We start from the raw sequence: 21,871 nt of genomic DNA on the forward strand, positions 1-21,871 counted from the left end.
AAGCTTTCCTTAAGCGAGCTGCAAACGCTTAATCTTTACCCGTAAAAAGTTATATTAATTAATTTATATTATATTTATCAGTAAAATTAAGGTCTGAAAAAACGGCGTTATATGCTTCAGGGAATATAATTGCATTTAACTATCAGGGTCAAGGCGGATGCCATAAAACCGCTGCCTATCCTGCCGGAGCAATTATTTATAAAATCATCAGGCAGAAATGTTATCAATAATAAATTATAAACCGCTGCCCCTGTATTTATCCTGTTAAATAAAGCTGCAGGTAAAGCTGAAAAAACCATTACGCAACGCTATTTTGCTATTAATTTAATAATGTATTTGCCAGCTATGACGGGTTGTTAACAGAATCATCCTTATTTCTCGCTGCTGGTTGTCTGCATACAAAACTGCGCTGAGTCGCAGCCGTCCGGTGGTTGACTGGCTGATGGCTGATGGCTGATGATAATTAAAAAGCTATTGATTTATAATAGATTTCATCAGGCGCCTGATAAAAAAAACCCCGCCATCATGGCGGGGAAGACAGGGATGGTGTCTATGGCAAGGAAAACAGGGATACTATGTTACTGGTTACTGCCGGTACTACTCGCTTCATGCAGCGATGGAACCTGCTGCTGATTCGTCAGCCTGCGCAACTCGTTCATACGTTGCTCATGCCGTGTTTGTAAAACAGCCTGCTGCTGCGGCGTTAGCAGGTGATACATCTGGTTGCGGATGCGGGACATTTCGACCTGCCGCACAACCTGTGCCTGCGCTAACTTTTCTGCCTGAGCCCTGACGGCTGCTTCATTAAATTCATCTGCAATGATTAAATTATGCAGGGTTTCAATTTCTTTCACGTTGACCAGTGGACGCGCATACTGCGTTTGCTGCATCAGATCGCGCATCTGCTGACGCTGCTGTTCCGAAAGCTTGATGCCATCGAACATATGGCTTTGCAGATTTTGCGCTATGCTGCCAAACATCGCTTCGCCCGGCTGCTGCATTACGCTAACCGTGTTAACGTCTGCCGCCCATGCGCTGGAGTAACTTAAAACCACCGAGGCTGAAGCTAAAACGGCGGCGGTCACTTTGCGCATCGTTCACTCCCACTTTCGTTTACGTCATTTGATTCAACGAGGTTCAGACTACAGGGATAGCTGCAAACTAGCGTCAGGGGGTGTAAAACTACGTAAAGCGATGGAATGGGGTGTGCGATCACGCTATTTTGCCTGCGGAGGGCTTAAGAAAATGAATAAAATCCTGTTGGTAGATGATGACCGCGAATTAACTTCGCTGCTGAAAGAACTGCTTGAAATGGAAGGCTTTGATATCGTCGTTGCCACCGATGGCGAGCAGGCGTTGAACATGCTTGATGATACCATCGATTTGCTGCTGCTCGATGTTATGATGCCGAAAAAGAACGGTATCGATACGCTGAAGGAGCTGCGCCAGCAATATCAAACGCCGGTGATTATGTTAACCGCGCGCGGCAGCGAGCTGGACCGCGTGCTGGGCCTGGAGCTGGGTGCCGATGATTACCTGCCGAAGCCCTTTAACGACCGCGAACTGGTGGCGCGTATCCGGGCGATTTTACGTCGTTCCAGCTGGAGCGAACAGCAGCAGCAGCACGACAACAGCTCCCCTACGCTGGAGGTAGACTGTCTGCGTCTGAATCCGGGACGTCAGGAAGCAAGTTTTGATAACGTCACGCTGGATCTGACCGGCACCGAATTCACGCTGCTTTATCTGCTGGCGCAGCATCTGGGTCAGGTGGTGTCGCGTGAACATTTAAGTCAGGAAGTGCTGGGTAAACGCCTGACGCCTTTCGATCGCGCTATTGATATGCATATTTCCAACCTGCGCCGCAAGCTGCCGGAACGCCGCGACGGCCATCCCTGGTTTAAAACGCTGCGCGGACGCGGTTATCTGATGGTTTCCGCATCATGATAAGCAGTTTGACCACCCGCATCTTCGCCATTTTCTGGTTAACCCTGGCGCTGGTTTTGATGCTGGTGCTGCTGCTTCCCAAACTTGATTCACGACAGCTGACCTCGCTGCTGGAAAGTGAACAGCGCCAGGGCACCATGATTGAGCAGCACGTTGAGGCGGAACTGATGCAGGACCCGCCCAACGATCTGATGTGGTGGCGCAGGCTGTTTCGCGCTATTGATAAATGGGCGCCGCCGGGTCAGCGTCTGCTGCTGGTCACCAGCGAAGGTCGAGTGATCGGCGCGCAGCATAATGAAATGCAGATTATCCGCAACTTCATCGGGCAATCCGACAACGCCGATCATCCGCAGAAAAAGAAATATGGCCGCGTCGAACTGGTTGGACCGTTTGCGGTACGCGACGGCGAGGATAACTATCAGCTCTATCTGATGCGCCCGGCCAGCAGCTCGCAGCTCGATTTTATTAACCTGCTGTTTGACCGCCCGCTGCTGCTGCTGATCGTTACCATGCTGATCAGTTCGCCGCTGCTGCTCTGGCTGGCCTGGAGCCTGGCAAAGCCGGCGCGCAAGCTAAAGCATGCGGCAGATGAGGTGGCGAGCGGCAACCTGCGCCAGCACCCGGAACTGGAGGCTGGACCACAGGAGTTTCTTGCCGCCGGTTCCAGCTTTAATCAGATGGTAAGCGCGCTGGAGCGAATGATGTCGGCGCAGCAGCGTCTGCTGTCCGATATCTCACACGAGCTGCGTACGCCGCTGACGCGTCTGCAGCTGGCGACGGCGTTGATGCGGCGCCGCTACGGCGAAGGCAAAGAGCTGGGGCGCATAGAGCTGGAAGCGCAGCGTCTCGACGGCATGATCAATGATTTGCTGGTGCTGTCGCGCACCCAGCATAAAAATGCGTTGATCAGCGAAGCGATGAAAGCGAACCACCTCTGGAACGGCGTACTGGAAGATGCCGTTTTCGAAGCGGAGCAGATGGGTAAAAAGCTGGAAGTTCCCTATCCGCCCGGCCCGTGGCCGCTGTATGGCAACCCCCATGCGCTGGAAAGCGCGCTGGAAAACATCGTTCGCAACGCGCTGCGCTATTCGCATTCCCATATCTGCGTCAGCTTCTCGGTTGATAAGCAGGGTATTACGGTGCATGTGGATGATGATGGTCCCGGCGTCAGCCCGGAAGATCGCGAACAGATATTTCGTCCTTTCTATCGCACCGATGAGGCGCGCGATCGGGAATCTGGCGGTACGGGCCTCGGCCTTGCCATTGTCGAAACGGCGGTGCAGCAGCATCGCGGCTGGGTAAAAGCGGATGACAGTCCGCTTGGCGGCCTGCGTCTGACTATCTGGCTGCCGCTGTACTCCGCGCGTTAATTTGTTATGCTTCGGCCCTCGTTATCGGGGGCCCTATGCTGAACATCGTCTTGTTTGAACCTGAAATTCCGCCCAATACCGGCAATATTATCCGCCTGTGCGCCAATACCGGCTTTCAGCTGCATCTGATCGAGCCGCTGGGTTTTGCCTGGGATGATAAGCGACTGCGGCGCGCCGGGCTTGATTACCATGAATTCACCGCGGTTAAGCGTCACGCCAGCTTTGACGCCTTCTGCGCCAGCGAGCAGCCGGAACGCCTGTTTGCCCTGACGACCAAAGGCACGCCCGCCCACAGCGCGGTAAGCTATCAAATCGGCGACTATTTGCTGTTTGGCCCGGAAAGCCGAGGGCTACCGGCATCGATTCTCGACGCGCTGCCGCCGCAGCAGAAGATTCGGGTGCCGATGCTGGCGCAAAGCCGCAGCATGAACCTCTCTAATGCCGTTTCCGTTGTGGTATATGAAGCGTGGCGCCAGCTGGATTATGTCGGCGCCCTGCTGAAAAGCTGACGCCGATAGGGTGATATGACTCAGATGCCGTCGCCGAACTCAAAGCCCGGCACCATGCCGTTGAAGTGCTGATCCATATCCATCGAGGGTTTATCGCTGGCGGGTTTACCCACGATACGCGCCGGAACGCCAGCGGCAGTGGTATGCGGCGGCACCGGCTGCAGCACCACGGAGCCCGCGCCGATTTTCGCGCCGCGTCCAACTTCGATATTGCCGAGAATTTTCGCGCCTGCGCCAATCATTACGCCTTCGCGAATCTTCGGATGACGATCGCCGCTGGTTTTACCAGTACCGCCCAGCGTAACCGACTGCAGGATGGAAACGTCGTTTTCCACCACCGCCGTTTCGCCAATTACGATGCCGGTGGCGTGGTCAAGCATAATACCGTAGCCGATACGCGCCGCCGGATGGATATCAACGGCGAACGAGACGGAGATTTCGTTTTGCAGATACACCGCCAGCGCGCGTCGGCCCTGCTTCCACAGCCAGTGACCAATGCGGTAGGCCTGCAGCGCATGAAAACCTTTTAGATAGAGCAGCGGCGTGGAGTATTTATCGATAGCCGGGTCACGCAGCAGCACCGCCTGGATATCACGGGCGGCGGCGGCAATCATGGAAGGATCCTGGCGGTAGGCTTCTTCAACAATCTCGCGGATGGCGATGGCGGGCATAATCGCATTCGCCAGCTTATTAGCCAGCATATAGCTTAGCGCGCCCCCCAGATTTTCATGCTTGAGCAGCGTCGCATGGAAAAAACTGGCCAGCATCGGTTCACAATCTGCAAGGGCGCGCCCTTCCGCCTTGATGTTATTCCAGACCAGGCTTAACTCTTCATCCGACATTGCTCTCTCCCGATAAAAAAATAGCGCCCGGTTACCCCGGAACGCCACAGGTATGACAGCCGGGCTCCGCCTCAGCGACTGCTGTTTTCATCCTTACGGGCACGCCCCAGCAGCGTTAATGCTGCCTCGCGCGCCGATTTTTCGCAATACAATACCTGATAAATTTGCTCGGTTATCGGCATTTCTACGCCGTAGCGGGCCGCCAGCGCCTTCACCTCTTTGGTGTTGCGGTAACCTTCCACCACCTGTCCAATCTGCGTCTGCGCGCTTTCCACATCCACGCCCTGACCCAGCATCATGCCGAAACGGCGGTTGCGCGACTGATTATCGGTACAGGTCAGTACCAGATCGCCCAATCCCGCCATGCCCATAAAGGTGGTGGGATCGGCGCCCAGCGCGGCGCCAAGGCGGCTCATCTCCGCCAGCCCGCGGGTAATCAGCGCGGTACGCGCGTTAGCGCCGAAGCCGATGCCGTCAGAGATGCCGGCGCCGATGGCAATCACGTTTTTTACCGCCCCGCCCAGCTGTACGCCGATAAAATCGGGATTGTTATAGACGCGAAAGCTTTTGCCGCAGTGCAGCAGCTGCTGTAAATCGTCAGCAAACTGCGGATCGGTCGCGGCCAGCGCAATAGCGGTCGGCAGGCCCGCCGCCAGCTCTTTAGCGAAGGTAGGGCCGGAGATCACCGCCAGCGGCAGCGCGTCGCCGACGATTTCACGCGCCACGTCCTGCAATAAACGCCCGGTTTCACGCTCCAGGCCTTTGGTTGCCCAGACGATTCGTGAATCAGCCCGCAGGTGCGGCTTAACCTGTTTCAGCACGTCGCCAAAAACATGGCTCGGCACCACGATCAGCAGATCGCGGCTGGCCGCGACGGCTTCCGCCAGTTCAGGCTCGGTAGAGAGCGTATCGGGAAAGGGAACGTCAGGCAGGAAGGCGGCATTGCAGCGATCGGCTTCCAGCTGCGCCAGATGCTGCGGATTATGGCCCCACAACAGCACAGAATGGCCGTTGCGAGCCAGGGTAATCGCCAATGCGGTGCCGTAAGATCCGGCACCCAGCACGGTAACTGAAGCGTTACGCTTATTCATCAGGCATCCTGACGAGGTTCGCCGCCTTCTTGCTGCTGCAGATAGTTCATAAACAGCGCATCGAAGTTAACCGGCGCAAGGTTAAGCTGCGGGAAAGTGCCGCGTGAAACCAGGCTGGTAATGCACTCACGGGCGTACGGGAACAGAATGTTCGGGCAGTAAGCGCCAAGGCAATGCGCCATCTGGGTGCCTTCGATACCGGCGATGGTGAAGATGCCGGCCTGCTGCACTTCGCACAGGAACGCGGTTTCGGTTCCTACGGAAGCGGTGACCGTGACGCGCAGCACCACTTCGTAAACGCCTTCCGCCAGCTGGCTGGAGGCGGTATCCAGATCCAGTTTAACTTCCGGCTCCCACTCTTTCTGGAAAACCTGCGGCGCGTTAGGCGCTTCAAAAGAAACGTCTTTGGTATAGATACGTTGGATCTGGAATGACATCTCGCTGGTGTTCTGTTCTGACATTATTATTTGGTCCTGTTAGTTAAAAAAATCCATCGTTACGCCAGTTGCCGTTATTTCAGCAGAGGATCAAGCCCTTCACGGCTATCCAACGCGTAAAGATCGTCGCAGCCGCCAATGTGCTGCGCATCGATAAAAATCTGCGGCACGGTGGTGCGTCCGCTGCGCTTAATCATCTCTTCGCGCTTGTTCGCATCGCCATCGACAGGGATTTCCTGGAAGGCCACGCCTTTCTGCGCCAGCAGCGCTTTTGCCCGGTGGCAGTAAGGACAGGTTGCTTTGGTATAAATCTCTACGTTAGCCATATTCAGCACCTTTACGGTTATTTACCACGCACCAGCGGCAGATTTTCGCTGCTCCAGCCGGCGACGCCATCTTTCAGTACGCTGACGCGCTCAAAGCCTGCCGCGTGCAGCTGAGCGGCTGCTTCAAAGGCGGAATTACCCGTCGCGCAAACTACAATTATGGGCTGAACCTTATGCTTTTCCAGCTCGCCGAAGCTGCCCTTTTTAATATCCGCCGCCAGAATATTATGAGCGCCGGAAATATGACCTTTACGGAAATCGTCGCGGGAGCGGATATCCACAACAACCGCATCTTCCTTGTTAATCAGTCGGGTGGCTTCACCGCGGCTGATGGCTTTAACTTTGGAAAACATGCCCTTAAACGTGGTCACGATTACCAAAACCAGCAACACGACCCATGCCAGACACAGAATGGGGTGATTGCTTGCGAATTGCATAAATTCTTGCATGAGGGGTAACAACTCCCGACAGGGTTAATAAGCGAAAATAAGGTTTCTGAGTATACCTGCGCCACCTCGCATGTACAGACGTGAAGCGGTCAGAGTTTCGTTTTCTGCCGCAGAAAAAGGAAAAAAATTGCCGCAGCGCAAACAAGACGGAAGCGAAAGCCGAAAAAGGCGCGGCAGAGAGCGCAATTATCCGCTAATGTCCTTTCAGGACAGTATCCGCCGCGCTTTCGACTGCGCCAGTAGGTCTGCTTTTGACATGAACGGAAACGGAAAAGCGCGGTTGTTAACTGGCAAGCCGCTATTCATCGTGGAATAATCGGTTCTTATGAGGGAAAAAGCATCAGTTTCACATTCATGGATTTCAGGTAATTTTATGGACAGTTACGCGCCGCTATGCCGCAGCCTGTCTGCGCTTTCCGCCTGCCTGTTATGCGCTGGCGCGTTGCTGTTGCCGCTGTATACGCACGCAGCGGAAGATAACAAATCTCAGCTTAAGTCTATTCAGCAGAGCATTGCGGAAAAAGAGAAAAGCGTCCGTCTGCAGAAGCTGCAGCGCAGCAAATTGCTGGATCAGCTGCAAACTCAGGAAAAAGCCATTGCCGAGGCGAGCCGCAAACTGCGCCAGACGCAGCAGCAGCTGAGCCGTCTGAATAAAGAGATCGTCGCCCTTAACCGCTCCATCGCCCAGCTGCAAAAGCGGCAAAAACAGCAGGAAACGCTGCTGGCGCAGCAGCTGGACGCCGCCTTTCGTCAGGGCAAACACAGCGGCCTGCAACTGTTGCTCAGCGGCGAAGAGAGCCAGCGCAACGAGCGCATTCTGTCCTATTTCGGCTACCTCAACGAGGAACGCCAGAAAACTATCGGCGAACTGCAGCAAACGCGACGCGATCTGGCGATGCAAAAAGCCGATCTGCTGCGTAAGCAAAATCAGCAGAAAACCCTGTTAGCGGAGCAGCAGACGCAGCAGGGACGGCTGGAACAGGCGCGCGCGGCGCGGAAAAAAACGCTGGCATCGCTGGAAAACGCGCTGGAGAAAGATCAGGCCGATCTGGTAGAGATGCGCCAGAACGAAAGCCGCCTGCAGAGTAAAATTGCGCGCGCCGAACGCGAAGCAAAAGCGCGTGCCGAACGCGAAGCGCGTGAAGCCGAGCAGGTACGTAAGCGCCAGGCGCAGGCGAAAGCCAAAGGTTCCACCTACAAACCCACCGAAAGCGAACGCTCGCTGATGTCGCGAACCGGCGGCCTGGGCCGTCCTGGCGGGCAGGCGCTCTGGCCGGTACGCGGCCGTATCGAACATCGCTTTGGTGAAACGCTGCAGGGCGAGCTGCGCTGGAAAGGGCTGGTGATTAACGCGCCGGAAGGCACCGAGGTAAAAGCGATTGCCGACGGGCGCGTGCTGATGGCCGACTGGCTGCAGGGCTACGGCCTGGTGGTGGTGGTTGAGCATGGTAAAGGCGATATGAGCCTGTATGGCTATAACCAGAGCGCGCTGGTGCGCACCGGCGATCAGGTGAGAGCCGGGCAGCCTGTCGCGCTGGTCGGCACCAGCGGCGGACGCGGTACGCCGTCGCTCTATTTTGAAATTCGTCGCCAGGGACAGGCGGTCAACCCACTCCCGTGGTTAGGAAAATAAGTGTTGTTTTCAGTAAAAAAAATCGCGCCGCTGCTGGGCGGTCTGCTGCTGGCTGGCTCGGCACAGGCCGCCAGGCTCGCCATCGTTATCGACGATTTCGGCTACCGTCCGCAGCAGGAAAATCTGGTGTTACAGATGCCGAACGCTATATCGGTGGCGGTGCTGCCAAACGCTCCCCACGCGCATGAGATGGCGACCAAAGCCCACCAGCGCGGGCACGAAGTCTTGATCCATCTTCCTATGGCGCCGCTCAGCAAGCAGCCGCTGGAGCGCGACACCCTGCAGCCAGAGATGAGCGCGGAAGAGATCGCGCGTATTATCCGCAACGCGGTTAATAACGTGCCCTGGGCCGTTGGTATCAATAACCATATGGGCAGTAAAATGACCTCCAGCCTGCCGGGCATGCTGAAGGTGATGCAGGTACTGGATCGCTACAATCTTTACTTCCTCGACAGTATGACTATCGGCAACAGCCAGGCAACGCGCGCCGCCGCAGGCACGCGGGTAAAGGTGATTAAGCGCCGCGTATTTCTTGACGATAACCAGAACGAAGCGGAGATTCGTAAGCAGTTTAACCGCGCGGTACAGCTGGCGCAGCGCAACGGCTCCGCTATCGCTATTGGTCATCCGCACCCCACTACCGTGCGCGTGCTACAGCAGATGTTGCCCGGCCTGCCGGCTGACGTCACGCTGGTCCGTCCCAGCCAGCTGCTGAATGAGCCGCAAACCGATCGGCCCGCTCCGCTGCCGACGCCGCCAGCGGCGAAGCCGCATAATCCGTTCCGCGGCATCGGCGTGTGTCGGGCAACGCAGCCGCCGGCGCCGGTTCCGGCAACGCGCGCGCTGATGGTGGTGGCGGAAAGCATCCAGCAAAGCCCGCTGGTACAAAAAATAAGCAATCTGTTCTGAACGATACCCCATCGTCAGGGCGGCGGTTAATCTTTATAATGCCGCCCTGATCACTCCACCTTCGTGGGCGTAAGGATATCGCGCAATGACGCAATCTCGGCAAAAGATCCTGTTACTGGATAACGGTAGAGAATGGGGCGGCGGCACCAACAGTATGCTGGAGCTGCTCAGGCGAATCGATCGCGATCGTTTTGACGTTACCTGCTGTTTTTACTACAACTACCAGCGCGGCGAAGGTGAAACTATTCAATCGGTGCTGAATGCTCTCGGCATTCCTGTGGTCTTTATCCCGCAGCGTAAACAGCCGCTTTCCGCCCGGCTGCAAAAAGAGCTGCTGCGTTCGCTGCTGTTTTTCAGCCGCGCGCTGAAAAAGCGCGTGGTGAATGCAGTCGATCGCCGCTGGCGCGTTGAGCCGAACGCCCGCAGGCTGCGTGAACTGCTGCTGCAGGGCGGTTACGATACCCTCTATATGAACAACCAGCCCAGCACTAACGTCGAAGGCTACCTGGCGGCGCAGCATCTGGCGGTTGGCCTGGTACAGCACTGCCGTATCGAGCCGCAGCTGGATAAGCGGCTGGTCAGGATGATTAACCAGCGCGTCGATGTTGTTATCGCCGTTTCCCACGGCGTTAACCAGACGCTGCGCGCCCACGGCGTGGATGCGGCGCGCTGCTTTACCGTTTCCAACGCTATCGATATCCATCAGCCGCTGCCCGATGGCGGTACGGCGCGCGCGCGCCTTGGGCTGCCGGCGGACGGCTTCCTGTTTGGCAGCATCGGCTCGCTGATCCCGCGCAAGGCGACGCACCATACTTTGCAGGCGCTGGGCGCTTTACGTCGCTCTTGTCCAGAGATTAACTGGCATATGGTGGTTGTCGGCGCCGGCCCGCAGCTGGAGAAACTGCAACAGCTGGCGGCGCGTGAAGGTATTGCCGATCGCGTGATTTTTACCGGCTTTCGTAATAACCCGCTCGACTATCTGGCGGCAATGGATGTTTTTGTTCTCGCCTCGCGCAGCGAGGGCCTGCCGCGCGTGGTGCTGGAGGCGATGCTGGTCAATACGGCGGTCATCGGTTCGAAGGTAGTCGGCACTGCCGAGCTGGTTGATGACGGACGTACCGGCCTACTGTTTGAATATGGCGATACGGCGCAGCTCTGCGCCCATATGCAGGCGCTCAGCCAGAATCACCAGCTGCGCCAGCAGCTGGTTGCCCAGGCCAACGCCAATGTTAAAGAACACTACGCTATCGAACATTATGTCGCAGGGGTTGAAGCCCTGCTGCACAGCGTAACCAGGGAGCCTCGACCCCATGCTTAACTTTCTTCATCCGCGCTATCGCTATATTCAGTCGCGCCATAATATCCCCTACGCCAGAGCAGAGGCGCAGGGCGACGTGCCGGTTACCTCGGTGGTCATCCCCTGCACCGGCGCCGATTTTATCGAGGAGGCGGAGCTGAGCGCGCTGTTTGCCTCACGCTATGCCGATCGCGCCGAAGAAATCGTTATTGTCAGCGATCAGCCTGCCGCACGCTTTCATCATCTGCCGGAAAAAACGCGCGTGGTAACGCTGCAGGTAGCGGAACGGGAAGAGAGCTATCGCTACAAGCAAATCTACCGCAGCCGCCTGATTAAACTTCAGGCGCCGTTGCAGGCCCGCACCGAAGGGATTTTGATGATCGATTCCGATCTCAACCTGCTAAAAATGCCTGATATTCGCATGAAAAATGGCCATATTTACTCCAGCTTCCGTCAGGGGAAAATGATCGCCAAGCTGGATAACGCCCCGGCGGAAAACCGCCCCGCCTACTACGCCGGTACGGTGCGTCCTTATCTGGTCGATCACGTGAACGGCGCGTTTCTGGCCGCGACGCGCCAGACGTGGAAGCGCATCTGTCCGCTCTGGCTGACGCTGTTTCAGGATACCTGGGAATTGATGGATGATTCCCAACCGCCGACCGATCAGCTGCCGCTGGCCGCCCTGTTGGATCTGCTCGATATTAAAACCATTAATCTCGGCGAGTGGATGAACTGGCCGGTTTCCAAGCGCATCGGCGGCCATGAAGCGGTGATACCGCCAGAGGTAATCGGCGCGCACGGCGGTTTCCCGCTGGCCGAGTGGCAAAAATATCTGCAATCGGCCGACGCGCCGCTGCGGTTTAAAGGTCAGGATTACACGCGCAAAGTGCGTTACCTGACCGATGCGGAAAAAAAGCAGTAATTATCCGCCAGCCCGCAAGCAACAGCGGGCTGGCGTTACGCAGAACTAATCCCAGCTCAGCACTACCTTGCCGGAACGCCCGGAGCGCATCTCATCAAATCCCTGCTGAAACTCATCGATATGATAGCGGTGGGTAATAATCGGCGTCAGATCCAGCCCGGACTGAATTAGCGCAGCCATTTTGTACCAGGTTTCAAACATCTCCCGGCCATAAATGCCTTTGATAAACAGCCCTTTGAAAATCACCTGATTCCAGTCGATCGCCATATCCGACGGCGGTATTCCCAGCAGCGCGATACGCCCGCCGTGATTCATCGCCTGCAGCATGGAACGGAATGCGGGCGGCGCGCCGGACATCTCCAGCCCGACATCAAAACCTTCCGTCATACCCAGCTCGCTCATTACCTGCGACAGCGATTGCTGGCTGACGTCCACCGCACGCGTAACGCCCATTTTTCGCGCCAGTTCCAGCCGCCAGGCATTAACATCGGTGATCACCACGTGACGCGCGCCGACATGCTTACATACCGCCGCCGCCATAATGCCGATCGGCCCGGCGCCGGCAATCAGAACATCCTCTCCCACCAGATCGAACGAGAGCGCGGTATGCACCGCATTGCCGAAAGGATCGAAAATGGCCGCCAGCTCATCGGGAATATTGTCGGGAATTTTGAAGGCGTTAAACGCCGGAATCACCAGATACTCGGCGAAGCAGCCCTGGCGGTTGACGCCGACGCCGACGGTGTTACGGCAAAGGTGGGTACGCCCGGCGCGGCAGTTGCGGCAGTGCCCGCAGGTAATATGGCCTTCGCCGGAAACGCGATCGCCAATAGAGAAGCCTTTCACTTCCTGACCAATCGCTACCACTTCGCCAACATATTCATGGCCGACGATCATCGGTACCGGAATGGTTTTTTGCGACCACTCGTCCCAGTTATAGATATGAATGTCGGTGCCGCAGATGGCGGTTTTACGAATTTTAATCAGCAGATCGTTGTGGCCCGGTTCGGGGATCGGCGCATCGGTCACCATCCAGATCCCTTCCGCCGCCTTTAGTTTTGCCAGTGCTTTCATAACCGCTCTCCTCAGGCGATAACGCCCAGCTGTTTGCCGATGCGCGTAAACGCCTCTACCGCACGCTCAAGCTGCTGATGCGTGTGATCTGCTGAAATTTGCGTACGGATACGCGCCTGCCCTTTGGGCACCACCGGATAGAAGAAGCCGGTCACGTAAATGCCTTCATCCTGCAGCAGGCGGGCAAACTCCTGCGCCACCGGCGCCTCGCCCAGCATCACCGGAATAATGGCGTGATCGGCGCCCGCCAGGGTAAAGCCCGCTTTGGTCATCGCCTCACGGAAATAGCGTGCGTTTTCCCACAGCCGCTGGCGCAACCCGTCGCCTTCGCTCAGCAGCGTCAGCACGCGCAGCGATGCGCTGACAATCGCCGGCGCCAGCGAGTTAGAGAACAGATAAGGACGAGAGCGCTGCCGCAGCCATTCCACTACCTCTTTTTTCGCCGCGGTATAGCCGCCGGAAGCGCCGCCCAGCGCCTTGCCCAGCGTGCCGGTAATGATATCGACGCGTCCCATAACGTCGCAGTATTCATGAGTGCCGCGCCCGCTGGCGCCAACAAAGCCGACGGCATGAGAATCATCCACCATCACCAGCGCATCAAACTCATCGGCCAGATCGCAAATGCCGCGCAGGTTGGCGATGACGCCGTCCATAGAGAAAACGCCGTCGGTAGCGATAAGTATATGGCGGGCGCCGGCGCGTCGCGCCTCCTCCAGCCGCGCGCGCAGCTCTTTCATATCGTTGTTGGCGTAGCGATAGCGCTGCGCCTTGCACAGACGCACGCCGTCGATAATCGAAGCGTGATTCAGCGCATCGGAGATTACCGCATCCTCCGGCCCCAGCAGCGTTTCAAACAGGCCGCCGTTGGCATCGAAGCAGGAGGAGTAGAGAATGGCGTCCTCCATCCCAAGAAAGTCGGCCAGCCGCTGTTCCAGCTGTTTATGGATATCCTGCGTGCCGCAGATAAAGCGCACCGACGCCATGCCGAAACCGTGACTATCCATGCCTTCCTTCGCCGCCAGCACCAGCGCCGGGTGGTTCGCCAGTCCGAGGTAGTTATTGGCGCAGAAGTTGATTACTTCCTGCCCGGCACCGAGGCGGATATCGGCCTGCTGGGCCGACGTGATAATCCGTTCCTGTTTAAACAGCCCTTCCCGCTGCGTTGCGGCAAGCTGTTCATTAATTTGACGATAAAAATCTGCAGGCATTTTTATTCTCCGTTACCGGCTTACTGTCGGCACATCATACTGAACGCCCGCCTTTCGCACGATAATCCACGCAACAGAATGTGAATTTTGCAGCAGATATCACGCCTGACGCCACCTTAGTTTTGGTAACGGACTCCTCTGGCTGTCTGCGCGCCGATGAAATGTTATGATAATGCTTATTCAGGCGTGGAGCCCCCCGTTCCCCCTCACTGTTAAGGTTAAACACATGATTATTGTCACTGGCGGCGCCGGTATGATCGGCAGCAATATTGTGAAAGCGCTAAATGATGAAGGCATTACCGATATCCTGGTGGTTGATAACCTGAAAGACGGCACCAAGTTCGTTAATCTGGTCGATCTCGATATCACCGATTACATGGATAAAGAGGATTTTATCGCCAGTATTATGGCCGGTGACGATCTGGGCGATATCGACGCGGTGTTTCATGAAGGCGCCTGTTCCGCTACCACAGAGTGGGACGGCAAATATATGATGGATAACAACTATCAGTACTCGAAAGAGCTGCTGCACTTCTGCCTGGAGCGCGAGATTCCGTTCCTGTATGCCTCTTCCGCCGCCACTTACGGCGGGCGCAACGATAATTTTATCGAAGAGCGCCGCTATGAGCAGCCGCTGAACGTTTACGGCTACTCTAAGATGCTGTTTGACCACTATGTGCGTCAGATCCTGCCGGAAGCTAACTCCCAGGTTTGCGGTTTCCGCTATTTCAACGTTTACGGGCCGCGCGAAGGCCATAAAGGCAGCATGGCGAGCGTTGCTTTCCATCTCAACACCCAGCTTAATAACGGTGAAAATCCTAAGCTGTTTGAAGGCAGCGACAACTTCAAGCGTGATTTTATTCACGTCAGCGATGTGGCGGCGGTGAATCTGTGGTTCTGGAAAAACGGCGTTTCCGGCATCTTCAACTGCGGTACCGGGCGTGCCGAATCTTTCCAGGCGGTGGCGGATGCCGCGCTCGCTTTCCACCAGAAAGGCGCTATTGAATACATTCCTTTCCCGGAGAAACTGAAAGGGCGCTATCAGGCCTTCACCAAAGCGGATCTCACTAAACTGCGCGCCGCAGGCTATGATAAACCGTTCAAAACCGTGGCCGAAGGCGTGGCTGACTATATGGCCTGGCTCAACCGCGACGCATAACCACAAGGAAGGCGCACCGGCATGAAAATACTGGTAATCGGCCCCTCATGGGTCGGCGATATGATGATGTCGCAAAGTCTCTATCGCACGCTAAAGGCCGAACATCCTGATGCCGCGATCGATGTGATGGCGCCTGCATGGTGCCGGCCGTTGCTGTCGCGAATGCCGGAAGTTAACGACGCGCTGGCGATGCCGCTGGGCCATGGCGCGCTGGCGCTGGGCGAACGCTATCGTCTGGGCAAGTCGCTGCGCGACCGGCGTTACCAGCGCGCTTTTGTGCTGCCCGGATCGTTCAAATCAGCGCTGGTGCCCTTCTTTGCCAATATTCCACAGCGCACCGGCTGGCGCGGCGAGATGCGCTACGGCCTGTTGAACGATCTGCGCGTGCTGAATAAACCCGCTTTTCCCCTGATGGTGGAGCGCTATGTTGCGCTGGCCTACGACAGCGCACGCGTTAGCAGCGCGCGCGATCTGCCGCAGCCGCTGCTGTGGCCGCGTCTGCGCGTTGAGCAGCAGGAGAAGCTGGATACCGCCGCACAGTTTGCGCTTTTATCCGAACGTCCCATTATTGGCTTTTGCCCCGGCGCCGAATTCGGCCCGGCGAAACGCTGGCCGCACTACCATTACGCCGCGCTGGCGCAGCAGCTGATCGGCGCCGGCTATCAGATCGTACTGTTCGGCTCCGCAAAAGATAAAGAAACCGGCGAACAGATTCGACAAACGCTGAGCGAAGCCAATCGTCCCCACTGTCGTAACCTGGCGGGGGAAACGCAGCTGGATCAGGCGGTAATTCTGCTGGCGCACTGCGCAGCGGTGGTTACCAACGACTCCGGGCTGATGCATGTCGCCGCCGCGCTTAACCGTCCGCTGGTAGCGCTGTACGGCCCCAGCAGTCCCGATTTTACCCCGCCGCTGTCGCAGCAGGCGCGCGTGATCCGCCTGATTACCGGCTATCACAAGGTGCGTACAGGCGATGCGGAGCAGGGTTATCATCAAAGCCTGATCGATATCCAGCCTGAACGCGTTATGGAAGAGCTGCAAACTTTACTGAGCCAGCAGGAGCGCGGATGAAAGTGCTGATTGTAAAAACCTCTTCAATGGGGGATGTACTCCATACGCTGCCGGCGCTTACCGATGCCATGCAGGCGATCCCTGCGGTACGCTTCGACTGGGTAGTGGAAGAGAATTTTGCGCAAATTCCTTCGTGGCACCCGGCCGTCGATCGCGTATTGCCGGTCGCGATTCGCCGCTGGCGCAAACACTGGTTCGGCAGCCAGCAGCGCGAAGAACGCGTGCGCTTCAGGCAGGCATTGCAGTCGCGCGAATATGACGTGGTCATTGATGCCCAGGGCCTGATAAAAAGCGCCGCGCTGGTAACGCGCCTGGCGAAAGGCATTAAGCATGGGCAGGACAGCCGCAGCGCGCGCGAACCTTTCGCCAGCTGGTGGTATGACAAACGTCATGAGATCAGCAAGCAGCAGCATGCGGTTGAACGTACCCGTGAGCTATTCGCTAAAAGCCTTGGCTATGACAAGCCGCAGACGCCAGGCGATTACGCCATCGCTTCCCATTTTCTGGCGCATCCGCCGGCGGATGCCGATCGCTATCTGGTTTTTTTGCACGCTACCACGCGTGAGAACAAGCACTGGCCGGAGAGCCGCTGGCGCGAGCTGATCGAGCGGCTGGCGCCGAGCGGTTTGCAAATTAAGCTTCCCTGGGGGGCCGCGCACGAACAGCAAAGGGCGCAGCGCCTGGCGGAAGGTTTTGATTATGTGGAAGTTTTGCCCAGGCTGACGCTGGAGCAGGTGGCGCGCACGCTGGCGGGCGCTAAAGCCGTGGTTTCGGTAGATACCGGCCTGAGCCATCTTACCGCCGCGCTCGATCGCCCTAACATTACCTTATACGGCCCAACGGACCCAGGGCTGATCGGCGGATATGGATTGAATCAGCAAGCCTTGCGCGCGCCTGAGAACGGCGATATGGCTACGATAAGCGCCGATATGGTGCAACACGCGCTACAGTCATTTTTACATGCGGAAATACCATGAACTCCTGTCGCCTGAGTATCATCGTTACTGCCCATAACTGTGAAAAATGGTTACAGGGGACGCTTGACAGCATTGTCGCTTCTGCGGGCAGCGCCCTGTCTTGCTGCGATATCGTGATTATTAATGACGCCTCAGAGGATAATACACAATATATTATTGAGACTTTTGCTGCTGCATATCCCCAGGTTCGCTATCAACAAACCTCGCTGCGTAATATTGGTAAAGTTCGTAATTACGCGGTCACACAGGCACGGGGCGATTATGTTCTGATGGTTGATGGCGACGATAAGCTACTTCCTGGCGCCGTTGATGCGCATCTGAAAATTTTAACAGAGCAGTCTCCTGATATATTTTTAAGCAAGCTGATTGAAAGCCGGAACGGTAAAACAAGCCGTGCCGCTGTATGGCATAATCGCTCTCCTGAGACGTTGACCAACAACGAGGCGATTACCCGCTTTCTGATACATCGTGATATTCAGGCGCATTTTATCGGCCAGTACTTTCTGCGTCGTTTACTGCAGGAATATCCTTTTCCACCTTTTATTTGTTATGAGGATGCCTGGCTTTTCCCTTTATTATTAATAAAAAGCAAAAAAATATTATATGCGGATTCAGGTTTTTATCTCTACAATAAACACGCCTCCAGCCTGTCAACGCGTATCCATCCTGATAAAATCAACTGTCTGTTAACGGCGACCCAACATATGGATGAGGTTCTGCCATCTCATTATCAACCGCTTATTACCTGTCACTGGATTGAAGTTGCAAATCGACACAGTGAAATATTGAAAGCAACAGGAGAATGGGAAAAGGTGATAAAGCGCATTAACCAGCAAAGCCTGCTCGCTTTCCTTTTTAACAGTCAGATAAGATGGAGTTATAAGCGTAAGATGTTAAAAGTAAGGCGGCTGAAGTAGCCGCCTGCTGGTATTATGACAATCGATTCTGCTGCATAACGCTAATATTTTTCCACATAACGCTTAAAATTAGCAGAAGCGAGGTACATATTGTCAGCTCACGGCTGATAAAAACGACGTCCGTCAGGCCGCTTATTATTACTATGACTATCACAGAAAGTAGCAAAGCGTTTCTTCTACACAGCGCGTTAATCAAAGTTACCATGTAAAACAAAAGCATCGTCAAAGCACCCAGGATGCCTTGCAGGGTCGCGCTATCGATTAATTCATTATGCAAGTGCACGGAGACATAGGGCAGCGCGCTGGCATCACGATGATGTTCTTTAACATAGCGCTTAAACCATATTTCCCTTTGTTCCATATTCATTCCCAGCGGATGTGCTCTGAAACAGGCTATACCTATATTCCACATAGCAAACCGGCTGGTTAACGATCCCATTTTGTTTCCCTGGTCCTGACTATAGCGATCGATTTCAGTAATCGTTTTGTCCAGTCTGGGTTTAATCATCGGCTGGTAGCATGCTGCGCCAAGCAAAAGTATAGCGATAAAGCTTCCCATGGCGGCCTTCCAGCCTAAATAGTTGAACTGCAGCAGGCCAATGAAAAAGATAACGATTGGAAACGCTGCCATCATATTACGCGTACCGGTTTGTATAATAATAAACCAGGAGACGATAAATAAGGCCAGACATAACAACAGCTGGTATTTACTGTTTTTTTTCGCCGCCAGGATAAAAATCGTAACCGCTGATAACATTGCATAGCCGTAAGCGGAGACGGTTGCGCGATCCAAGGTAAATTCAACCCGTTGGGCGCCACTTAAAAACTGGTAGAATCCATAGGCTGTTGCTCCGATAAAAGCAATAAATAATCCCCACTCAACTATACGCTGGCTAAGTAGTGGAAAGTTTATGTACTTTTTAAACAAATAATAGCCTATAACGGCAGCTATCAATAAACGTTTCCCGGCATTAAGGTAGTCATTAAAAGGATTTAACTCTGGCTGCCCCAAATAGTGCCAGTAGAACCAAATGACTTTGCTGCCGCCCAGCAAAGCCAGTGCGGCGACCGGCCAGATATGGCTGCGGTTAACTTGTCGCCAGCTTGAGATAATTCCAGCGATTGAGAAATAGAATGCCCAGTAAAAAGCAACCTTTGCTAATTTTTCATCAATAAAGGTGCATATAACAGAAAGCATAACGGTTAACAGAGCAAAAACATACAGCAGTTCTCGCCAGTTTATTTTCATATCGGAAATTTTTAACCGGTCCGTAAAAGGTTGTACCTTAATCATTCTCACCGTACCTGAAGTGTTGATAATATTCCGCCAGCGTCATGCCGCACGTACGCGCCTGTAGCCAGCTGAATAGCCCTTCTAAATCATCATACAACCGTTCAATATCCGCTTCGTTTTTAAACGTTGGGCTGCCGTCCGGCATAAATTCCGACGAATGCAGCATAAATTCTACGTAATCACTTCCTTCCGCCAGGCTCGCCTGCACAACCTGCTGCATCGCGGCCAGATTGCCGCCTGAGGGGCGCAGCCAGTTCACCGATGGACCGCGCGTCTTGCCGCGCAGGCGATGGTAGCCCTGCTTCAGGCGGTTCACCAGCGCGGAATGCTTGTACTGAATACTCATCGGCACTTCCAGCAGAGTCGTTGCGCCGCTGCGTGAGATATCGTCAGCATCGAGAAAATAAGCGTGGCGAGGAAAATGGGTATAGTCCGTACCGCCCTGCCCCTGCGGCGCGCCCGGTGAGTTACGCCAGCTCACGCGCGGGGTGACCGAACAGTCAACCTGATAGCCCAGCTCACGCAGCACCGCGGCATAGCGCTCATCAAAGGCCCACCGACCGGCGCGGTGGCTCACCATTTTCGTGCGGAACTTTTCTTCCAGCAGATCGGTCATAAATTTGACCTTATCACGCAGCACGTCATCCGGATATTCAATAAGATAGGGTTGCCAGCGCCAGTCATCATCCGTTAACGGCGCTGTCGGCGGGCTGTTCCATGCGTGCAAATGCATACCAACTTCGGCCTGACCGCGCCTGACGGCGTCATGCGCAAACTCTACATAAGCCGGATCGCAGGCCATCTCATAGTTAGTCAGCCAGGTCGGCTTGAAACCATATTTTTCACAGAGCGCCTGAAAACGCGGTAAAAAAAGTGTATTCCGCGTGGTGATGGTACGATGATTGCGCCAGAGATTGTCGCCTTCGGTATCAATTGTGATGAGAAATGCCGGTTTATTCATCTTACTTTCAACGCTCCACAGGTTAAGCCGCCATGTTACGCAGCCCGATTCTTAAGGGCAAAATTATTTCACCTTACAGAAGTCGCCATGGTCTGTAACAACCGGTCAAACAGGGTTTAATTAAGATGTTATGGGCAGATCGGTAGGTTTTTTTAGCCGATATGATGGAGTAATCTTCAACGACAATACGACGCCGGGCCAGCAGCCCTGCAGAGGCGCATCTGCCGCCGACATGCGCTTATCGACGTTAAAAAACGAATAACTTAACTAACGACAAGATTGCTTTTACACTTTTGGCAGTGCGTAGTAGTTATTGTTACACACAGAAGGATTTAAACATTGTCCAGGCGTATTTTGATGATCATTGATGGCTTACCAGGCGGAGGTGCGGAAAAAGTCGTGCTAACGCTGGCTAAGGGCCTGTTATCGCTGGGGCATCACGTCTCGCTGTTTTCGTTGCGCAGCGTTTGTGATTACCCTCTGCCGACCGGGCTGGACTATCAGGTGATTCAGGATAGCTGCCGCCGGCCATGGCGTAAACTTACCGAGCTGCATCGCCGGGCGCATCTGCTGGACCAGGCGGTTATCGATGCCGAGCATCGCTACGGCGCCTTCGATCTGGTGATCTCCCATTTGCATAAAACGGACCGCATCGTTAGCCGCTGCCGCCACCTCGACCCGGCGAGAACCTGGTACTGCCTGCACGGCGTCTTTTCCGCCTCCTATCTGGCGCGACGCAAAGGTTTTTCCCGCTGGCTGAAAATTCATAAAACCCGCCGCGTTTATCAGCATCGCAACATTATTGGCGTATCGCCGTTCGTTATCGACGATCTGAAGCGGCATTACGGCATCCAGCCCGCACGGGAAGCGGTGATATTCAATCCGTTCGACGTCAGACTGATTGTTCAACAGTCCGGCGAACCCTGCGAACTCTCCGGCCAGGATTACCTGCTGCACGTTGGGCGTTTTCACGCTACCAAGCGTCACGATCGACTGTTGGAGGCCTACGCCAAAAGCGGTTTGCAGGCGCCGCTGGTGTTGATTGGTCAGGGCGATCCGGCGCGTATCGCCACGCTAAAGCAGCTGGCTGAAAGGCTGAATATTGCCGAACGTGTCATTTTTAAAGGTTTCACCCATAATCCCTATGCATGGATAAAACATGCACGTATGCTGATTGTCAGTTCAGACAGCGAAGGGTTTGGCAATGTGTTGGTTGAAGCGCTGCTCTGCCGGACGCCGGTTGTCAGCACCCGTTGTCCCGGCGGCCCGGAAACTATACTGCAGGGCGAGCTGGCGCGCGGTCTGGCAGAGATGACCAGCGAGTCGCTGGCGGAAAAAATGCGGGATATCTACCATCATCCACCTGAACTTCAGCAGCTTGATCTTTCAGGCTATTCTCTTGAGGTCATCTGTCAGCGTTACCTCGCACTGATCGAGCACTGAGCATGAAGCACACTAATGGAATATATTTTTTAACAGGG

23 protein-coding genes are annotated in these 21,871 nt (G+C 55.2%); 13 read left to right on the forward strand and 10 right to left on the reverse strand.

Annotated features, from left to right (window positions below; genetic code table 11):
- Positions 1-578 precede the first annotated feature (578 nt).
- Positions 579-1,094: a cell-envelope stress modulator CpxP gene (gene cpxP / locus FKM52_RS17970; protein ID WP_141177532.1), complete on the reverse strand. Its 516-nt coding sequence runs from the start codon at positions 1,092-1,094 to the stop codon at positions 579-581.
- Positions 1,095-1,245: 151 nt separating this feature from the next.
- On the opposite strand from cpxP, the gene cpxR reads away from it, so the two are divergent.
- Genes cpxR through trmL form a run of 3 tightly spaced genes read left to right on the forward strand, consistent with a single transcriptional unit; the run spans position 1,246 to position 3,823 of the window.
- Positions 1,246-1,944 carry an envelope stress response regulator transcription factor CpxR gene (gene cpxR, locus FKM52_RS17975; RefSeq protein ID WP_141177533.1) on the forward strand — a complete coding sequence of 233 codons (699 nt, stop codon included), beginning with the start codon at positions 1,246-1,248 and terminating at the stop codon, positions 1,942-1,944.
- Complete coding sequence (cpxA, locus tag FKM52_RS17980) at positions 1,941-3,314, forward strand: envelope stress sensor histidine kinase CpxA (RefSeq protein ID WP_141177534.1); 1,374 nt, start codon at positions 1,941-1,943, stop codon at positions 3,312-3,314. The genes cpxR and cpxA overlap by 4 nt, the downstream gene beginning before the upstream one ends.
- A 35-nt stretch (positions 3,315-3,349) precedes the next feature.
- Entirely contained in the window at positions 3,350-3,823 is a 474-nt protein-coding gene (trmL, locus tag FKM52_RS17985) for a tRNA (uridine(34)/cytosine(34)/5-carboxymethylaminomethyluridine(34)-2'-O)-methyltransferase TrmL (protein ID WP_141177535.1), read from the forward strand.
- Positions 3,824-3,843: 20 nt separating this feature from the next.
- Here trmL and cysE read toward each other — a convergent pair whose 3' ends face one another.
- The 5 genes from cysE to FKM52_RS18010 form a co-directional block, all read right to left on the reverse strand.
- Positions 3,844-4,665 carry a serine O-acetyltransferase gene (gene cysE / locus FKM52_RS17990; RefSeq protein ID WP_141177536.1) on the reverse strand — a complete coding sequence of 274 codons (822 nt, stop codon included), beginning with the start codon at positions 4,663-4,665 and terminating at the stop codon, positions 3,844-3,846.
- Positions 4,666-4,736: 71 nt separating this feature from the next.
- Entirely contained in the window at positions 4,737-5,756 is a 1,020-nt protein-coding gene (gpsA, locus tag FKM52_RS17995) for an NAD(P)H-dependent glycerol-3-phosphate dehydrogenase (RefSeq protein ID WP_141177537.1), read from the reverse strand.
- Positions 5,756-6,217, reverse strand: coding sequence for a protein-export chaperone SecB (gene secB, locus FKM52_RS18000; protein ID WP_141177538.1), 462 nt, complete (start codon positions 6,215-6,217; stop codon positions 5,756-5,758). The genes gpsA and secB overlap by 1 nt, the downstream gene beginning before the upstream one ends.
- Before the next feature lie 50 nt (positions 6,218-6,267).
- The gene (gene grxC, locus FKM52_RS18005; RefSeq protein WP_141177539.1) at positions 6,268-6,519 is read right to left on the reverse strand and encodes a glutaredoxin 3; all 252 of its coding nucleotides are present in this window, start codon (positions 6,517-6,519) and stop codon (positions 6,268-6,270) included.
- Positions 6,520-6,536: 17 nt separating this feature from the next.
- Positions 6,537-6,968 carry a rhodanese-like domain-containing protein gene (locus FKM52_RS18010; protein WP_141177540.1) on the reverse strand — a complete coding sequence of 144 codons (432 nt, stop codon included), beginning with the start codon at positions 6,966-6,968 and terminating at the stop codon, positions 6,537-6,539.
- 70 nt (positions 6,969-7,038) lie between these two features.
- Here FKM52_RS18010 and FKM52_RS18015 point away from each other — a divergent pair, with 70 nt between their 5' ends.
- The 5 genes from FKM52_RS18015 to FKM52_RS18035 all read left to right on the forward strand — a co-directional run bounded on the left by FKM52_RS18015 (position 7,039) and on the right by FKM52_RS18035 (position 11,729).
- Complete coding sequence (locus FKM52_RS18015; protein ID WP_141177541.1) at positions 7,039-7,284, forward strand: hypothetical protein; 246 nt, start codon at positions 7,039-7,041, stop codon at positions 7,282-7,284.
- A gap of 57 nt (positions 7,285-7,341) precedes the next feature.
- Positions 7,342-8,601: a murein hydrolase activator EnvC gene (gene envC / locus FKM52_RS18020; RefSeq protein ID WP_246085552.1), complete on the forward strand. Its 1,260-nt coding sequence runs from the start codon at positions 7,342-7,344 to the stop codon at positions 8,599-8,601.
- Between the two features lie 21 nt (positions 8,602-8,622).
- Positions 8,623-9,510 (forward strand): divergent polysaccharide deacetylase family protein, encoded by an 888-nt coding sequence (locus tag FKM52_RS18025; protein ID WP_141177606.1) that lies wholly within the window; start codon positions 8,623-8,625, stop codon positions 9,508-9,510.
- An 85-nt stretch (positions 9,511-9,595) separates the two neighbouring features.
- Positions 9,596-10,828, forward strand: coding sequence for a glycosyltransferase (locus FKM52_RS18030; protein ID WP_141177543.1), 1,233 nt, complete (start codon positions 9,596-9,598; stop codon positions 10,826-10,828).
- A complete protein-coding gene (locus tag FKM52_RS18035) occupies positions 10,821-11,729 on the forward strand; it encodes a hypothetical protein (RefSeq protein ID WP_141177544.1) in 909 nt (302 codons plus the stop codon). Before FKM52_RS18030 ends, FKM52_RS18035 begins: the two co-directional genes overlap by 8 nt.
- A 45-nt stretch (positions 11,730-11,774) precedes the next feature.
- Here the strand turns inward: FKM52_RS18035 and tdh are convergent, their stop codons facing one another.
- Both tdh and kbl read right to left on the reverse strand, forming a co-directional pair.
- On the reverse strand, positions 11,775-12,803 hold the full coding sequence (tdh, locus tag FKM52_RS18040) for an L-threonine 3-dehydrogenase (protein WP_141177545.1): 1,029 nt from the start codon (positions 12,801-12,803) through the stop codon (positions 11,775-11,777).
- A gap of 11 nt (positions 12,804-12,814) precedes the next feature.
- A complete protein-coding gene (gene kbl, locus FKM52_RS18045) occupies positions 12,815-14,011 on the reverse strand; it encodes a glycine C-acetyltransferase (protein WP_141177546.1) in 1,197 nt (398 codons plus the stop codon).
- A 226-nt stretch (positions 14,012-14,237) separates the two neighbouring features.
- Here kbl and rfaD point away from each other — a divergent pair, with 226 nt between their 5' ends.
- The 4 genes from rfaD to FKM52_RS18065 are packed head-to-tail and all read left to right on the forward strand — an operon-like array spanning position 14,238 to position 18,135.
- Positions 14,238-15,170, forward strand: a complete 933-nt coding sequence (gene rfaD, locus FKM52_RS18050; RefSeq protein ID WP_141177547.1) for an ADP-glyceromanno-heptose 6-epimerase — start codon at positions 14,238-14,240, stop codon at positions 15,168-15,170.
- 21 nt (positions 15,171-15,191) lie between these two features.
- Complete coding sequence (rfaF, locus tag FKM52_RS18055; RefSeq protein WP_141177548.1) at positions 15,192-16,241, forward strand: ADP-heptose--LPS heptosyltransferase RfaF; 1,050 nt, start codon at positions 15,192-15,194, stop codon at positions 16,239-16,241.
- Positions 16,238-17,218, forward strand: a complete 981-nt coding sequence (gene rfaC / locus FKM52_RS18060; RefSeq protein WP_141177549.1) for a lipopolysaccharide heptosyltransferase RfaC — start codon at positions 16,238-16,240, stop codon at positions 17,216-17,218. The genes rfaF and rfaC overlap by 4 nt, the downstream gene beginning before the upstream one ends.
- Positions 17,215-18,135, forward strand: a complete 921-nt coding sequence (locus tag FKM52_RS18065; protein WP_141177550.1) for a glycosyltransferase family 2 protein — start codon at positions 17,215-17,217, stop codon at positions 18,133-18,135. The genes rfaC and FKM52_RS18065 overlap by 4 nt, the downstream gene beginning before the upstream one ends.
- 13 nt (positions 18,136-18,148) lie before the next feature.
- On the opposite strand, the gene FKM52_RS18070 is transcribed toward FKM52_RS18065, so the two are convergent.
- On the reverse strand, positions 18,149-19,429 hold the full coding sequence (locus FKM52_RS18070; RefSeq protein ID WP_141177551.1) for an O-antigen ligase family protein: 1,281 nt from the start codon (positions 19,427-19,429) through the stop codon (positions 18,149-18,151).
- Positions 19,422-20,390, reverse strand: coding sequence for a polysaccharide deacetylase family protein (locus FKM52_RS18075; protein ID WP_141177552.1), 969 nt, complete (start codon positions 20,388-20,390; stop codon positions 19,422-19,424). The genes FKM52_RS18070 and FKM52_RS18075 overlap by 8 nt, the downstream gene beginning before the upstream one ends.
- Before the next feature lie 357 nt (positions 20,391-20,747).
- Here FKM52_RS18075 and FKM52_RS18080 point away from each other — a divergent pair, with 357 nt between their 5' ends.
- Positions 20,748-21,833, forward strand: coding sequence for a glycosyltransferase (locus FKM52_RS18080; RefSeq protein ID WP_141177607.1), 1,086 nt, complete (start codon positions 20,748-20,750; stop codon positions 21,831-21,833).
- Positions 21,834-21,871 lie beyond the last annotated feature (38 nt).

This window comes from Mixta tenebrionis (assembly GCF_006517625.1).
GTDB classification, from domain to species: domain Bacteria; phylum Pseudomonadota; class Gammaproteobacteria; order Enterobacterales; family Enterobacteriaceae; genus Mixta; species Mixta tenebrionis.